The sequence below is a fragment of the Tardiphaga sp. genome (assembly GCF_025356345.1).
Taxonomy (GTDB): Bacteria; Pseudomonadota; Alphaproteobacteria; order Rhizobiales; family Xanthobacteraceae; genus Tardiphaga.
In genome coordinates this window covers 1-14,209 of sequence record NZ_JANXTC010000185.1, presented here as the reverse complement: position 1 = coordinate 14,209, position 14,209 = coordinate 1, and the positions used below count along the sequence as shown (strand labels likewise).

Sequence of the window (14,209 nt, the reverse complement as noted above, 5' to 3'; positions counted from 1 at the left end):
GATCAGCCCCGCGCCGGGAGGCTGACGCCCGAACCATCCAGCCATGGCCGCGCCGGCGAGGCGAGGCCGGTCAGCCGGCCCTGGATGTAATCGCAGCCCCAGTCGCGCAGAATGGCCGCCGATTCGTCGTCCTGCACCCATTCCGCCACCGTCTTGATGCCCAGCCGCCGGCTGAGATCGATCAGCGTCTGCACGAAGGCGCGGTCGTCGGCGGAGCGCGCGATGTTCTGCACGAAGGCGCCATCGATCTTGACGATATCAACGCCGAGTTTGCGCAGATTGCGGAACGAGGTGTAGCCGGCGCCGAAATCGTCGATCGCGATGCGGCCGCCGAAATTCTTCACCCGGGTGACGAAACCGCGGACATCGTCGAGGTCCTGGATCGCCACCGTCTCGGTGATCTCGATGATCAGCCGTTCGGCGACGCCGGGATGCGCGCGCATCATCGATTCGATCGAGGCCCACCAGTCCGGATCCATCGTGGTATCCGGCGAAATGTTGAGGCTGAGCTGGACGCCCGGCGACGCCGCCAGTTCGGCGACGACCAGCTCCAGCACGCGGTGATCGACCAGCCGGATCAGCCCGAGCCGCTCGGCCACCGGGACGATATCCGGCGCCAGCAGCAGTTCGCCGTCATCCTGCTTCATCCGCACCAGGCATTCATAGAACGCCGGATCGCGACCGACGGCATTCACCACCGGTTCGAAGGCCATCACGATGCGGCGCTCGTTCAGCGCGGTGACGATCTCGTCGGTGACGCGGATGTTGACGCGACGCTGCGCCTCGCGCTCGACATTCGGCCGCCACATCGAATAGCTGCCGTGGCGGCGGTGCTTGGCGGTGGACAACGTCTCCTGGGCGCGGTTGATCGCCTCGCCGACGTCGCGGGCATAGCGCGGCACGCTGACCGCGCCGATCGACGCCGTCACCGAGACCGGGCCGGATGCGGTCGGGATCACGTCGTCGCGAATGCCCTCCAGAAACCGCTCGGCGGCGATGTTAGCGTCGTCGACGCTGCAGTTTTTCAGGATCAGGCCGAACTTGTTGCCGGAGAACCGCCCGAGCACATCGCCGCCGCGCAGCCGCAGCCGGATCCGCTTGGCGATCTCGCCGATCACCTCGTCGGCGACATCGAAGCCGAACGCATCATTGATGCGGGCGAGATGGTCGATGCCGACCAGCATGAACACAAAGGTCGATCGGAACCGGGTGGCCTCCTCGATCGCCTCGGCGAGCGAGGCCATCAGATGGGTGCGGTTGAGTTCGCCGGTGATCGGATCGTGCTGCGACAGCTTGAGCAATTGCTGTTCGCGGGCATGGCGCTCATTGTTGACGCGAACAATGCCCTGGACCCGCAGCGGCTTGCCATCGGCGCCGGCGACGCAGTTGCCGCTCTCCTCGATCCACAGCACCGCCGCGGTGGTGTTGGCGCGCACGCCATATTCAATGCGATAGGAGGCGCCGCCCGTTGCCAGCGCCAGACTAAGCGCCTCGGTGCGGACGGAACGCCGCGGTTCGATCAATTTGGCGAGCTCGGCGCCGCTGGCCAGCGCCTCAGATGCGATGTCGGTAAAGACCTCCGCGGCCTGCCCGCTCCAATGAATGATGTCGGAGGCGATGTCCCAGACGAACGCCGCCTGTCCCAGCGCCGCCAGGATGGCTCCAGCCCGTGGCAGGTCGTGGTCGGATGAGGCGGTCGGGGGAAAAGCGGGGATCAAGATTGCCTCGTTTTGGGAAGCCGGGGATTCGCAAATGTCAGGATATGGCGGTCTTCGCTGTTCACACTACCGAAAGTTACTAAAGATTTTGAGAAACCATCGCCGGGCAATGCGGGCTGTAACGGGGTAGCTGTGGAGGGCCAGGCACGGTCCTTGCGAATACAATGTCGGGGGAGCAACATTGTCCCGAAATGAGACGCACCATGCGGATTATCGATACTGGACGCAGCGCCACCGCCCCGCACCCGATGCGGCGCGCGGGCGATGCCGCGACAATCCTCCGCGCCACCGACTCCGCCGGACTGGTGCCGGTGTCGCCGCCGCGGCGCACGGCGCCGGTGTCGTCCAGCCTGTCGCGCCCGGACGCGGCCTTTATCACCCATCTGCTCGCCACCGCCGACCAGAGCCCGCAGACCCGCACGCTGCGCCGCGCCGCCATCGCCGACGTGGAAACAGCCTATCGGACGGTGATCGAACGGAATGCGCTAACGCCGACTTCAATCGTCCGGCGGATGGCCTGAACGCCATTCTTCGCGGCGGGAAGATTAGAAACAGCGGCTGGTTCGAGAGGTTCGCGGGGTTTCGCTCAGCGCGTTACCGGCGGCACGTCGCTGGACGGGTGCGAGCCGTCGCCGGGCTGCAAACCCGGCGAGTTGATCTGCGGCGAGGTGTGAGCGACGACTTCCGGCGCCACCGGCTTCGGCTCGACCACCGGATCGACGACGGCCTCGGGCTTCGGTTCGACTTCCGGCTCGATCTTCGGCTGTGTCTTGGCTTCAATTTTGGGATCGGACGACTCGAGCAGCACGGCCTCGGCGACCGAGATCGCGGCCGGAGTTGGCGCGGGAGATGGCTCGTAACGCGGCGCGGGTTCAACATGCACCGGTTCGGGCACTGGCGCCGGGGCGGTCGCCACAACCCGGCGTGGACGGCGGGCACGCAGCGAGATGCCGGCGAAGAAATCCACCATCGCGATCAGCGTGATCAGGAAGAAGGTCGAGTTGCCAAATTTCGGCAGCATCACGAATTCGGCGGCGGCGGCGCCGAACACCAGCAGCGACAGGAGATGATCGACGAAATATTTCGCCGCCGGGCGCGCGGCGCGCGTCACCTCAAGCAGCAGCAGCATGATGCCGAGCGCGACCAGCACATCGTTCAGCGTCACCGTCCAGAGGTCTTTCGACATCAGCGGGATGGAGAACAGTGGAATCTGCCCGGACAGCGACAAATCGGGCATCAGGAAGGCAATGATATTGCATATCGCCAGCGGAATCAGCAGCAGCGGAAACGCCATCGGGGGCCTTCTTTGCAAGCAGGATAGTCAATGCGCCATCAGGCCACGCGTATGCGCATCGCCTCGACACAGCGCTTAGCCCCAGAGTTGGAGCGAAATTCGGGCGGAAGTACAGTCATACTGTATCCGCCCGATGGCACTTCGACCTGCTCGGCCTGATCCGTGCCTGGAATGAAGGGCAGCGCTGCTTGCGCGGCGCGGCCCGTCATTCAGCGATCAGGATTCTTTCTTGATCTTCAGAACCTGGCGGCCTTTGTACATGCCGGTCTTCATGTCGAGGTGGTGCGGGCGGCGCAATTCGCCGGAATCCTTGTCTTCCGCATAGGTCGGGGTCTTCAGCGCGTCAGCCGAACGACGCATGCCACGCCGCGACGGCGATGTTTTTCTTCTGGGAACGGCCATGGGAAGGTCCTTGCAGTGATGTCAGAATGGTTCGATCGGCATCCGCGAACGGACGGCCCGGCGCCAGGGACGCGGGCAAAATCGTCGATTAGGCGGTGTCTATAACGGAATGAGGACGGGATGGCTAGGGCGGCGGATGGGGAAAATGCACCACATTGTCGTTCCGGGGCGGGAGCAGCGCCAGCTGCGAGCGAACCCGGAACCTCGAAGTGTTTTTAACATTTCGGGATTGCCCGCCACTCCAATTGGAGTGGCGGGGGTTCGCGCTCGGCTGGCGCCGCCCGCGCCCCGGAATGACACCACTAGCCCCAGCAGCGCTGCAGCTCCGCCGCCTGCGCCCGCGCCATGTAGGTGGCCGCCAGTCGCCGCACGCCGGGGCCGGGATTGCGGGCGCTGCGGGTGACCGGATTGGGCAACACCGACGCCAGCAGCGCCGCGTCGCGGGGTGACAGGTTCGCGGCCGAGCGGCCGAAGGCGTAGCGGGCGGCGGATTCGGCGCCGAACTGGCCGGACGGGCCCATCTCGGCGATGTTGAGGTAGATTTCCAGCACCCGCGCCTTGCCCAGCACCAGGTCGATCCACAGCGCCAGCGGGATCTCGAGGCCCTTGCGGACCACGCTGCGGCCCGGCCACAGGAACAGGTTTTTCGCGACCTGCTGGGTGATGGTGGAGCCGCCGCCGGTCACTTCGCCGTCCTGGGCATCCTCGATGGCATTCTGCAGCGAATTCCAGTCGATGCCATTATGGCCGCAGAATTTCGCGTCCTCGGCGCCGACCACGCTGCTTGGCAACGTCGGTGCCATCGCCGCCAGATCGAGCCATTGCCGCTCCACCGGCCGGCCGGTGAGCCAGCGCCAGGCCATCAGCGACGACACCGGGTGGCCGACGCTGTATAGCGGCGCCAGCCCATAGGGCAGCAGCAGAACCAGCACGATGATCAGCAGCAGACGGCGGGCGAGGCGCAAGGCGAATTCCCGTTAGAGCTATGCCGCTGATAAAGAAGGGTTTCCCGGCCGTTTTCAAGGCGGTTAAGGTTGCCGCACGGATGATCGCGCGATCCATCCCCCGGAATTGACGTGGCCTTTGCCATGGAGGATTGTCCGGCCGAATTGATCTGGAGCTATTCTGAATGACGACCCGTGCCGCTACCGATTTCGCTGCCCGCCTCGACCAGACCGCCGACGACACCGAGGCCGTGCTTGGCCACCTGCTCGGCGACGGCCTGCTGGCCGACGAAATTGCACGCCCGAAGCGGCTGATGGAGGCGATGCGCTATTCCAGCCTCGGCGGCGGCAAGCGGCTGCGGCCGTTTCTGGTGGTCGAGAGCGCGGCGGTATTCGGCGTGTCGCGCGACGCGGCGCTGCTGGCGGGGGCGGCGCTGGAATGCATCCACTGTTATTCCCTGATCCATGACGACCTGCCGGCGATGGACGATAGCGACCTGCGCCGCGGCCGCCCCACCCTGCACAAGGCCACCGACGACGCCACCGCGATCCTCGCCGGTGACGCGTTGCTCACTCTGGCCTTCGACATCATTACGCGCGACGAGATCCATCAGGATCCCAATGTCCGGCTGTTGCTGACCCGCGCGCTGGCCCGCGCCTCCGGCATCGGCGGCATGGTCGGCGGCCAGATGCTCGACCTCGCTGGTGAAGGCCGGTTTGGCGACCGCGAGCCGGTCGATGTGGCCCGCCTGCAACAGATGAAGACCGGCGCCCTGCTGCGCTTCGGCTGCATCGCCGGCGCGCTGCTCGGCCAGGCCTCCCCCGACCAGTACAGAGCGCTCGACGATTACGGCCGCGCGCTCGGCGAGGCGTTCCAGATCGCCGACGATCTGCTCGACGTCGAAGGCGATGCCGCATCATTGGGCAAGCCGGCCGGCGCCGATGCCGCGCTCGGCAAGACCACCTTTGTCACCCAGCTGGGTCTCGCCGGCGCCAAGCAGCGCGTCAGCGACCTGATCGGCACCGCCGACGCCGCGCTGTCGATCTTCGGCGCCAAGGGCGACGTGTTGCGCGCCGCGGCGCGCTTCGTCGCCGAACGCAAGAACTGACCGTGCCGACCGCCGGCAAGGAGCTCGCCGAACTCATTGCCCGGTTCGAGAAGCTGCCGGCACCGGTGCGCATCGTCTATGCCCGGCCGCGCACCTTTCTCGCCATCGGCCTCGGCGTCGTGGCGTTCCTGCTGCTGCCGGATTCGCTGCGGCTGGTGACCCGGCTGCTGCTCGGCTGGGACGCCTTCATTACGGTCTATTTGCTGCTGGTCTATACGATGATGGCGCGCTGCGGCCTCGCCCACATCCGCCGCAACGCCATCCTGCAGGACGATGGCAGCATCATCATCCTGCTGGTCGCCGCCCTCGGCGCCTTCGCGAGCATCGCGGCTATCGTGTTCGAACTCGGTGCCGGCAAGCACACCCCGCCGGAACTGGCGCTGGCGGTGGCCACCATCACGCTGTCATGGGCCGCCGTGCACACCACCTTCGCGCTGCATTACGCCCATGAATTCTACCGCGGCGACAAGCCGGGCGGCCTTGCCTTTCCGGCCGGCGACACGCCGGAGCAGCCGGACTACTGGGACTTCGTGTACTTCTCCTTCATCATCGGCATGACCGCGCAGGTCTCCGATGTCGGCATCACCGACAAGACCATCCGCCGCATCGCCACCGCGCATGGCATCGTCTCGTTCCTGTTCAACACCGCTTTGGTGGCGCTGATGGTGAATATCGCAGCCAGCGCGATCTGAATTTTTCCCCCTCTCCCCCAGCGCGGCGAAGCCGGGAGCGGGGAAGTGCCCTCCGTATTGACCTCGTCGGCGTGACGGGCAAATTGGGCGCTCACAGGATATCCGACGCGTGGAAGCCCTATTCCCGATCTTTCTCGTGCTGATCGCAGCGCTCGCCGCCACTACCTACCTGGCGCGACGGCTGAATATCGCCCAGGCGATCCTCGCATTGCTGGCCGGCATCGCGCTGGCCTATGTGCCGGGCATGCCGCCGATCGAACTGCCACCGGACGCGGTGCTGCTCGGCGTGCTGCCGCCGCTGATCTATTCCGCCTCGGTGGCGATGAGCTGGCGTGAGTTTCGCGCCAGCCTGCGGCTGATCTCGCTGCTGGCGATCGGCTGCGTGATCTTCACCGCCTGCGCCGTCGCCACCGCGACGCATCTCCTGATCGGCCTGCCCTGGGGCGTCGGCTTCCTGCTCGGTGCCATCGTCGCGCCGCCCGACGTGGTGGCGCCACTGGCGGTAGCACGGAAACTCGGACTGCCGCGCCGCATGCTGGTGGTGCTCGAAGGCGAGGGCCTCGCCAACGACGCCACCACGCTGATCCTGTACCGCTTCGCCGTGGTGGCGATCTCGACCGGATCGCTGTCGCTGCCCACCGCCGCCGGCACCTTCGCCGCCATCCTGATCTGCGAGCTGGCGTTCGGTCTGCTGATCGGCTGGCTCAGCCTGCGGCTGCGGCACCGCGCCCGTGATCCGCGGGTCGAGATCACGCTGTCGCTGCTGACGCCCTACATCGCCTATCTGATCCCCGAGCATTTCGGTGGCTCCGGCGTCATCGCCACCGTGGCCTGCGGGCTCTACATCAGCTGGAACGGGCCGCTGCTGATCTCGGCGGCGACGCGGCTGCAGGGCATCTTCTTCTGGGACCTCGTCATCTATCTGATCGAGGGCCTGCTGTTCCTGCTGACCGGCTTCCAGATGCGGCTGCTGATCGAGAAGTCCAAGGCGTTCCCGCTGAACGACATCGTACTGGCCTCGGCGCTGGTGATCGCCGTGATCGTCGTCGCGCGCTTCGCCTGGGTGTATCCCGCGATCTATCTGCCGCGGCTGTTCAGCCAATCGCTGAAAAAACGCGACCCGGCGCCAAACTGGCGCTGGACCTTCTTGGTGGCCTTCACCGGTGTGCGCGGCGCGGTGTCGCTGGCCGCGGCATTGGCGCTGCCATTCACGCTGCCCTCCGGCGAAGGCTTTCCGGCGCGCGACCTGATCCTGTTCGTCAGTTTCAATGTCATCCTGGTCACCCTGGTCGGCTTCGGCCTCGGCCTGCCGCTGGTGGTGCGATGGCTCGGCATGGGCAAGCAGGGACGCGACGAGCACGTCGCCGAGCACGAGGCGGAAATCGAGGCGCGCCGCGAAGCGCTGGACGCGGCGCTGCGCTCGCTCGACGCCATGACCGACGACCGCGAACTTTCCGATGAAGTGCTGAAACTGCTGCGGGCGCGACACGAGACCCGCTCCGGGCAACTGCCGGAAGGGCTGAGGCCGGACGATGAGGGAGCCTCGGCACTGGGCACCGAGCTGGTACGCGAGTTGATCGCCGCCGAGCGAAAATTCATTCACAGCCAGTTGCGCGACGGCAAGATCACCGACGAAAGCCGCCGCCGGATCGAGCGCGACCTGGATCTGGAAGAGGCCAGCATCGCCAACCGCGAATATCGGGCGCTGCCGCTGTAGTGCGCTAAAAACAACCCTGATGAATACTCATTGACGACACAACCATAACGGGAATATTCGGCACTTTTGACAGGTGTTGAGGTCCCGATGCTGACATTCGAAATCATGCAGGAAATGTGGCCCCACGGGGATGCGAAAATCCCCGGCCTGCTGCGAGGAATCGCCAGCGCATCGGCCACGGTGTTCAACAAATACGGGCTGGATTCGGACCTCGTGATCGCGCACGCGATGGCGCAGTTCAGTCATGAATGCGGCGCCGGGCTGGAGATGACGGAGAATATCCATTACACCGCCGCGCGCGCCTGCCAGGTCTGGCCCCGCCGTTTCCGCGACCCCGCCGATTGCTATCGACAGGTGCAGTCCTTCGCCGGCGATCCGGAATTTCCCATCAAGCTGATCGATAATGTCTATGGCCACCGCATGGGGAACCGGCCAGGGACCCATGACGGATCGACCTTCATCGGCCGCGGGCTCAGTCAGGTCACCGGCCGCAATGGCTATCGGGATCTGGGCGCCAAACTGGGTCTAAACCTGATCGCTAATCCGGACCTGGTGAATTCGAGTACCGAAGCGCTTGAAAGCGGCGTGGCGGATTTCATCCTGTGCGGCTGTCTGCCGTTTGCCAGACAGGACGACGTCAGCGGCGTGACCTACCATCTCAATGGCGGTCTCACCGGCCTTTCCGAACGCACCACCTGGCTGGGAAAATGGAAGCGGGTGCTCGGCGCCAGCTCGCCGGTCGTGCACGGCACCACATGGATCCAGCACTCGCTCAACATCTTGGGCGCCGAACCAACCTTGGTCGCCGACGGCTCGTTCGGGCCGCTGACGGTCGCGGCGCTGAAGGCGTTTCAGGCGTCGCACGGTCTCGAGGTCGATGGCCGCGCCGATCCGGCGACGCTGGCCGCGATCGAGGCCGCGCTGGCATAGGCCCATGGATGCGCCGGAGCTGACAATCTGCTACGATGATGAGATGACAAAACAAGCACTGGCAGAACTGCTGGAACAGGTTTCGACATGGTCGGAACAGGCCCAGCAAGAGCTGGTCCGTTCGATTATCGAGATCGAATCCCGGCATGGCGGGGTCCATCGGCTCGCCGATGAAGAGCGTGAGGCGGTCAATCTCGGACTAGCCGATATCCAGGCTGGCCGGATTGTCAGCGACGAGGAAGTCACAGCGTTGTTCAACCGCTATTTTCCATGAAGTTGCGCTGGTCGGAAATCGCGACCCGCGAGCTTGAGGAAATCTTCGTTTGCCTACTGTAACACAGCCCGGCATCAGCCCGATCCGTCGCACAGCGGATTCTTCGGCGAGCAAGATTTCTACGGGACTATCCGTCGGCCGGCATAAAATCGGACGTTTCAGAAATCCGCCGCCTGGCCGTCGTAAACTACCCTTACGTCATCTTGTGCACGATCAACCGATCGGATGACGAAGTACTTATTGTGAACGTTTATCACACGGCCAGAAAGCCATCGCCGGCAGAAGATTAGCCCTGCCGGCGCGCCGAACGATTACTCCGCCGCGTCGGCGCCGACCTGCGCCGGCAGCGCCGCGCCGGACCCGTAGCGGTGGTCGATATAGTCAATCACCATCGCCTTGAAGTCGCCGGCGATGTTGGGGCCGCGCAGGGTGCGGAATTTCTTGCCGTCGACGAATACCGGCGCCGCCGGGGTTTCGCCGGTGCCGGGCAGCGAGATGCCGATATCGGCGTGCTTGGATTCGCCGGGACCGTTGACAATACAGCCCATGATGGCGACGTTCAGCGCTTCCACGCCCGGATAGGTGGTCTTCCAGCCAGGCATCTCGACGCGGATGAAGTCCTGGATCGAGCGCGCCAGTTCCTGGAACGTGGTCGAGGTGGTGCGGCCGCAGCCCGGACATGCCGCGACCAGCGGCACGAAGGTGCGGAAACCCATGGTCTGCAGCAATTCCTGCGCGACCTGGACCTCGGTGGTGCGGTCGCCGCCGGGCTCGGGGGTCAACGAAATGCGGATCGTGTCGCCGATGCCCTGCTGCAGCAGGATGCCGAGCGCCGCCGAGGACGCCACGATGCCCTTGGAGCCCATGCCGGCTTCGGTGAGGCCGAGATGGATGGCGTAGTCGGAGCGCTCCGCCAGCGTCTGGTACACCGCGATCAGGTCCTGCACCGCTGACACCTTGGCGGACAGGATCATGCGGTTCTTCGGCAGGCCGATCTCTTCGGCACGGGCGGCCGATAGCAAAGCCGACTGCACCATCGCCTCGCGGGTCACGGCGCGGACATCGCGCGGCGAAGCCAGCAGCGCGTTCTCGTCCATCAGCTTGGTGAGAAGTTCCTGATCGAGCGAGCCCCAATTGGCGCCGATCCGGACCGTCTTGTTATACTTCAGCGCCATCTCGACGATGTCGGTGAACTGGGTATCCCGCTTGGCCTTGAAACCGACATTGCCGGGATTGATGCGGTACTTGTCGAGCGCCTCGGCGCAGGCCGGATGGTCGGCGAGCAGCTTGTGGCCGATATAGTGGAAATCGCCGATCAACGGCGTGGTGATGCCGCGCTTGCGCAGCTCGTCGCGGATGTAGGGCACGGCAGCGGCGGCCTCGTCGCGATCGACCGTGATCCGGACCATTTCCGAACCCGCGCGCGACAGCGCCGCGACCTGTTCGATGGTGCCCTGGATGTCAGCGGTGTCGGTGTTGGTCATCGACTGCACGACGATCGGCGCACCGCCGCCCACGGCGACGTTACCGACCATGACCTGGGTGCTGCGATGCCGGGCCATCGGGCCGGCGACATCGGATTGCGGCGGTTTTTCAAGCATGTTCATGGGGTCTCGAATATCAGGTTTGGGTGACAGTCAGCAATGAATCAATCAGTGCTGGTTTGGCACGGTTGTAGAGATATCGATCGGTGGACGGCGATGGCCAGGACTTCAGCGGCGCCCCTGCCCCATTGCGCCTTAGGTCTAATCTATCGCATTTTCAGCACGTTAGCGAGAGCCTGACCGACCCCGCCAGGCAATTTGATGGCATCGTCCGCCGGCCCTGACCGGCAGATAGGTCCTGAATCGTTCAGAAAAAGGGCAACAACGCCAGGTTCCGCGATCGCGGCCGGTGGCAAGTCCCATCGCGGCGAAGCCCGATCAAATGCGCGGCTTCCGTTTACGAAACTTTTAAGGCCAAGGTGGTATTTCTTTCTACATGACCCGGTGCAATTTTGTGCCGAACTTCGCTACCGATCTCGACCGCATAATTATTCACGAATTCATTTTTCACCAACCGCATCAGCTGGCTTCGTCCAGCATAGCGCAAGCCGTTCCAGACTTTCAAACCCGGACCAAATCGGCGCCCCCGCCTGAACAGGGGCGTGCGCGTTATCGCCCAGTTTTTACTTTCGTCATTCACAGGCCTTTGCACGGGCCTCGTTTTTGGCGCCTTGCATTCATGCCGACGGGAGAGCGGACGTTAAAATGTCGGATGCAGTTCATATTATCGCGGACAGCAGTCGCAAGCTCGACCCGCTGCGGCTGATGCTGGAAAAGAAATTTTCAGTCACCGCGACATTGCTCGATCGCGCGCTGCAGAATGCCCGGCTCGACACCGTCGTCGTCGCCGCCGATCTCCGCGTCACCGACAACATCGCGGCGCTGAAACAGCGGTTTGGCAAGACCAAGGCGCCCTGCAAGCGGATTTTCATTCTCGAACAGACGGCCCGCTTGTTCGTGGTTCAGGCCTACGCTCTCGGCGCCACCAAGGTGCTGTTCAGTCCGGTCCGGGAGAATGAACTCTACGGCGCCCTGATCGGCGCGGAACCCGAAGCGCTGCCAGACAATGGCCCGTGGGAAGGCACCCGCGGAGCCGCCTCGGCGGGGGCGGAAGCCATGCAATCAATGTTCTCGGCGGTTCTGGCCGGCCGGCCGATCGACACGGTGGCGGCGATGATCGCCGCCGGCAAGATGGCCGACAATGTCGCCGAAGACGGACTCACCAGCTGGCTCGATACGGTGCGGCAACATCACGAGGGCACCTATCAGCATTGCCTGCTGGTGACCGGCGTCGCGGTCGATTTCGCCCTTCACCTCGGCCTGGCCAAGGCCGACGTTCAGCGCCTGTATTCGGCCGCGATGTTTCACGATATCGGCAAGGCGGCGATCCCGGCCAAGCTGCTCAACAAGCCAGGCAAGCTCGACCGCGACGAACGGCTGCTGATCGAAACCCATCCCGTGGCCGGCTATGACTATCTGAAGCAGACGGCCGGTATCTCGCCCGAAGTGCTGGACTGCGTGCGGCACCATCATGAATATCTCGATGGCAGCGGCTACCCCGATGGTCTCGGTGCCAGCGAAATCCCGGACATCGTCCGCATCCTTACCATCTCGGATATTTTCGCGGCGCTGATCGAGGCCCGCAGCTACAAGCCGCCAATGTCGCGGGAGAAGGCCTATGACATCATCCTCGACATGCACGGCAAGCTGGAAGTCCCGCTGGTCAAGGCATTCGCGGAAGTGGCAATGAATCGATAGCGCATTCGAAATGCTGGAACTACGCCACCCTCGGTACCGGCTTGTTCACCAGATACAGCCCGACGATCACCAGCACCGCCGCCACGCCGAAGGTCGGCGTCAACGGGTCGTGCAGGATGAAATAGCCGCCGGCGACGCCGACCAGCGGGGTCAGGAAGGTGAAGGCTGACAATTTGCTGGTGGAATAGACCTTCACCAGGCTGAACCAGATCATGAACGTCATGCCGACCACCCAGATCGCCTGCCAGGCCATCAAGGCCAGCGTCAGGGTGCCGGGAAGCCGGGGAATCGTCTCGCCGGCGAACAGCGCGGCGGTCCCGAGGATCGGGATCGACATCGCCACCTGATAGCCCAGCGCCTTTTCCGGCGGGCAGCGGATCAGCGTGGTGCCCTTCACCGCCAAAGTGGTCATGGCCCACAGGATGGCACCAACCACGATCATCAGGTCGCCAGTCAGCACCGCGGCATCCACATCCGGCTGCGGCACGCCGATCGCAAAGGCGACGCCGGCAAAACTCACCGCCAGGCCAATCCATTGCAGCAGCCGCAGCCGCTCGCCGAGAAACTGGTAGGACCCGATCGCGACAAAGAATGGCGCGGTATAGAGGAAGACCGCGGCGCGGCTCGCCGAGGTGAATTGCAGGCCGTAGAAGATCAGCAGGAATTCGACGCCGAACAGTACGCCGCAGATCAGCCCGGGCCATAGCGTGCCGTCGCGCTCGAACAGCCGGGTGCCGCGGATGGCGGCGATGCACAGGATCACCACCAGCGCCCCGGACGAGCGCAGCATGGCCTGCAGATAGGGCGGAATCTCCTGCAGCACGATCTTGATGGCGATCTGGTTGAAGCCCCAGCTGACACAGAGCATGACCATCAGGGCGATCGCACCGAGGGTAAGCGGACGCCCGCCGGTGGCCGTGGAGACGGAAGGTGCGGACATCGGGCCTCGGATCCGGCTTGTCGCCGTGTTGTTGTCAGGATGCGGCGTCGCCGCCGTCAGGCGTGCTGGCAGTGCGCGCAAGTACCGGTAATTTCCACCACCGACAGTTTGGGAACGAAGCCGGTGGTGCGCGCCGCCTCGTTCAGGCTTTTCGCCACCTGGGCGGCGGGCACCTCGCCGACCGAGCCGCAGCGGTCGCAGATCAGGAACGCGACCATCGCCGAGGTGCCATGGTCATGGGCGCAGGCAAGGAAGGCGTTGCGGCTCTCGATGCGGTGCACGAGGCCGTTCTCCATCAGGAAATCCAGCGCCCGGTAGACTGTGATCGGCGCCGGGCGCGCGATCGTTCGGGCCAGTTCCTCGATCACCTCATAGGCGCCAAGCGGCCGGTGGCTGGCCAGCAGCGCCCCCAGCACATGGCGCCGGATCGGGGTGAATTTCTGCGCACGCCCGGCACAGACGGTTTCCGCGTGATGGATCGCGTCCGCGGTGCAGCGATCATGATCATGGCCCGGCGCGGGGAATATCGGCTTTGGCAGGTTCATCACTGACATTTAATGCCTTCGCGCCGATTCCGCTCGGAAAATCCGCACGCGGCCAATGTTTCCAGCCATGCCGGCGCGGCAGAGCAGCCCCGAGAAGATATGACATCGATATCATAAGCAACGTATACTATATCGCATCCTCACGGAGTGACCATGCCCGGTTCCAATGTCGACTTCCTGTTTGCCCTGTTCGAGACCCAGCGCCTGCTGCGGCTTTATGCTGACAAGCAGGCGCGGCGTCTGGGCCTGACCCGCGCCCAATGGGGCGTGCTGGCCAAGCTGGAGCGTACCGAAGGCATGAAACAGGCCGAGATCGCCGAGATGATGGAAATCCAGCCGATC

General features: G+C 64.4%; 14 protein-coding genes and 2 pseudogenes. 9 read left to right on the top strand and 7 right to left on the bottom strand.

Annotated features, from left to right (window positions below; genetic code table 11):
• Window positions 1-2 precede the first annotated feature (2 nt).
• Window positions 3-1,718, bottom strand: a complete 1,716-nt coding sequence (locus tag Q0S16_RS10870) for a bifunctional diguanylate cyclase/phosphodiesterase (protein WP_295848059.1) — start codon at window positions 1,716-1,718, stop codon at window positions 3-5.
• A gap of 203 nt (window positions 1,719-1,921) precedes the next feature.
• Here Q0S16_RS10870 and Q0S16_RS10865 point away from each other — a divergent pair, with 203 nt between their 5' ends.
• A complete protein-coding gene (locus tag Q0S16_RS10865; RefSeq protein ID WP_295848056.1) occupies window positions 1,922-2,239 on the top strand; it encodes a hypothetical protein in 318 nt (105 codons plus the stop codon).
• Window positions 2,240-2,304: 65 nt separating this feature from the next.
• Here Q0S16_RS10865 and Q0S16_RS10860 read toward each other — a convergent pair whose 3' ends face one another.
• The 3 genes from Q0S16_RS10860 to mtgA all read right to left on the bottom strand — a co-directional run bounded on the left by Q0S16_RS10860 (window position 2,305) and on the right by mtgA (window position 4,379).
• Complete coding sequence (locus Q0S16_RS10860) at window positions 2,305-3,012, bottom strand: hypothetical protein (protein ID WP_295848053.1); 708 nt, start codon at window positions 3,010-3,012, stop codon at window positions 2,305-2,307.
• A gap of 216 nt (window positions 3,013-3,228) precedes the next feature.
• Window positions 3,229-3,414 (bottom strand): 50S ribosomal protein L32, encoded by a 186-nt coding sequence (rpmF, locus tag Q0S16_RS10855; RefSeq protein WP_295848050.1) that lies wholly within the window; start codon window positions 3,412-3,414, stop codon window positions 3,229-3,231.
• 302 nt (window positions 3,415-3,716) lie between these two features.
• Complete coding sequence (mtgA, locus tag Q0S16_RS10850; RefSeq protein ID WP_295848048.1) at window positions 3,717-4,379, bottom strand: monofunctional biosynthetic peptidoglycan transglycosylase; 663 nt, start codon at window positions 4,377-4,379, stop codon at window positions 3,717-3,719.
• Between the two features lie 164 nt (window positions 4,380-4,543).
• Here mtgA and Q0S16_RS10845 point away from each other — a divergent pair, with 164 nt between their 5' ends.
• The 6 genes and pseudogenes from Q0S16_RS10845 to Q0S16_RS26430 form a co-directional block, all read left to right on the top strand.
• Window positions 4,544-5,467, top strand: coding sequence for a farnesyl diphosphate synthase (locus Q0S16_RS10845; RefSeq protein ID WP_295848046.1), 924 nt, complete (start codon window positions 4,544-4,546; stop codon window positions 5,465-5,467).
• Between the two features lie 2 nt (window positions 5,468-5,469).
• A complete protein-coding gene (locus tag Q0S16_RS10840) occupies window positions 5,470-6,159 on the top strand; it encodes a DUF1345 domain-containing protein (protein ID WP_295848045.1) in 690 nt (229 codons plus the stop codon).
• A 109-nt stretch (window positions 6,160-6,268) separates the two neighbouring features.
• Window positions 6,269-7,876 (top strand): Na+/H+ antiporter, encoded by a 1,608-nt coding sequence (locus Q0S16_RS10835; protein ID WP_295848043.1) that lies wholly within the window; start codon window positions 6,269-6,271, stop codon window positions 7,874-7,876.
• An 87-nt stretch (window positions 7,877-7,963) separates the two neighbouring features.
• Window positions 7,964-8,806, top strand: a complete 843-nt coding sequence (locus tag Q0S16_RS10830) for a peptidoglycan-binding protein (protein ID WP_295848039.1) — start codon at window positions 7,964-7,966, stop codon at window positions 8,804-8,806.
• A gap of 4 nt (window positions 8,807-8,810) precedes the next feature.
• The gene (locus Q0S16_RS10825; protein WP_295848037.1) at window positions 8,811-9,080 is read left to right on the top strand and encodes a hypothetical protein; all 270 of its coding nucleotides are present in this window, start codon (window positions 8,811-8,813) and stop codon (window positions 9,078-9,080) included.
• An 80-nt stretch (window positions 9,081-9,160) separates the two neighbouring features.
• A pseudogene (locus tag Q0S16_RS26430) lies at window positions 9,161-9,370 on the top strand (type II toxin-antitoxin system RelE/ParE family toxin); the annotation flags it as partial.
• A 21-nt stretch (window positions 9,371-9,391) separates the two neighbouring features.
• On the opposite strand, the gene ispG reads toward Q0S16_RS26430, so the two are convergent.
• Complete coding sequence (gene ispG, locus Q0S16_RS10820) at window positions 9,392-10,687, bottom strand: flavodoxin-dependent (E)-4-hydroxy-3-methylbut-2-enyl-diphosphate synthase (RefSeq protein ID WP_295848036.1); 1,296 nt, start codon at window positions 10,685-10,687, stop codon at window positions 9,392-9,394.
• Between the two features lie 642 nt (window positions 10,688-11,329).
• Between ispG and Q0S16_RS10815 the strand changes: the two genes are divergently transcribed.
• Complete coding sequence (locus Q0S16_RS10815) at window positions 11,330-12,382, top strand: HD domain-containing phosphohydrolase (protein ID WP_295848035.1); 1,053 nt, start codon at window positions 11,330-11,332, stop codon at window positions 12,380-12,382.
• Window positions 12,383-12,401: 19 nt separating this feature from the next.
• On the opposite strand, the gene Q0S16_RS10810 is transcribed toward Q0S16_RS10815, so the two are convergent.
• Window positions 12,402-13,322 carry a DMT family transporter gene (locus Q0S16_RS10810; RefSeq protein WP_295848033.1) on the bottom strand — a complete coding sequence of 307 codons (921 nt, stop codon included), beginning with the start codon at window positions 13,320-13,322 and terminating at the stop codon, window positions 12,402-12,404.
• A gap of 56 nt (window positions 13,323-13,378) precedes the next feature.
• Entirely contained in the window at window positions 13,379-13,867 is a 489-nt protein-coding gene (locus Q0S16_RS10805; RefSeq protein ID WP_295848092.1) for a transcriptional repressor, read from the bottom strand.
• A 153-nt stretch (window positions 13,868-14,020) separates the two neighbouring features.
• Between Q0S16_RS10805 and Q0S16_RS10800 the strand changes: the two are divergent.
• A pseudogene (locus Q0S16_RS10800) lies at window positions 14,021-14,209 on the top strand (MarR family transcriptional regulator); the annotation flags it as partial.

Bases quoted from the DNA above. Each gene is read 5' to 3' on its own strand.
- Q0S16_RS10865 (WP_295848056.1), top strand. From the start codon at position 1,922: ATGCGGATTATCGATACTGGACGCAGCGCCACCGCCCCGCACCCGATG.
- Q0S16_RS10830 (WP_295848039.1), top strand. From the start codon at position 7,964: ATGCTGACATTCGAAATCATGCAGGAAATGTGGCCCCACGGGGATGCG.
- ispG (WP_295848036.1), bottom strand. From the start codon at position 10,687: ATGAACATGCTTGAAAAACCGCCGCAATCCGATGTCGCCGGCCCGATG.
- Q0S16_RS10825 (WP_295848037.1), top strand. From the start codon at position 8,811: ATGGATGCGCCGGAGCTGACAATCTGCTACGATGATGAGATGACAAAA.
- Q0S16_RS10815 (WP_295848035.1), top strand. From the start codon at position 11,330: ATGTCGGATGCAGTTCATATTATCGCGGACAGCAGTCGCAAGCTCGAC.
- Q0S16_RS10805 (WP_295848092.1), bottom strand. From the start codon at position 13,867: ATGAACCTGCCAAAGCCGATATTCCCCGCGCCGGGCCATGATCATGAT.
- Q0S16_RS10860 (WP_295848053.1), bottom strand. From the start codon at position 3,012: ATGGCGTTTCCGCTGCTGCTGATTCCGCTGGCGATATGCAATATCATT.
- Q0S16_RS10845 (WP_295848046.1), top strand. From the start codon at position 4,544: ATGACGACCCGTGCCGCTACCGATTTCGCTGCCCGCCTCGACCAGACC.
- Q0S16_RS10810 (WP_295848033.1), bottom strand. From the start codon at position 13,322: ATGTCCGCACCTTCCGTCTCCACGGCCACCGGCGGGCGTCCGCTTACC.
- rpmF (WP_295848050.1), bottom strand. From the start codon at position 3,414: ATGGCCGTTCCCAGAAGAAAAACATCGCCGTCGCGGCGTGGCATGCGT.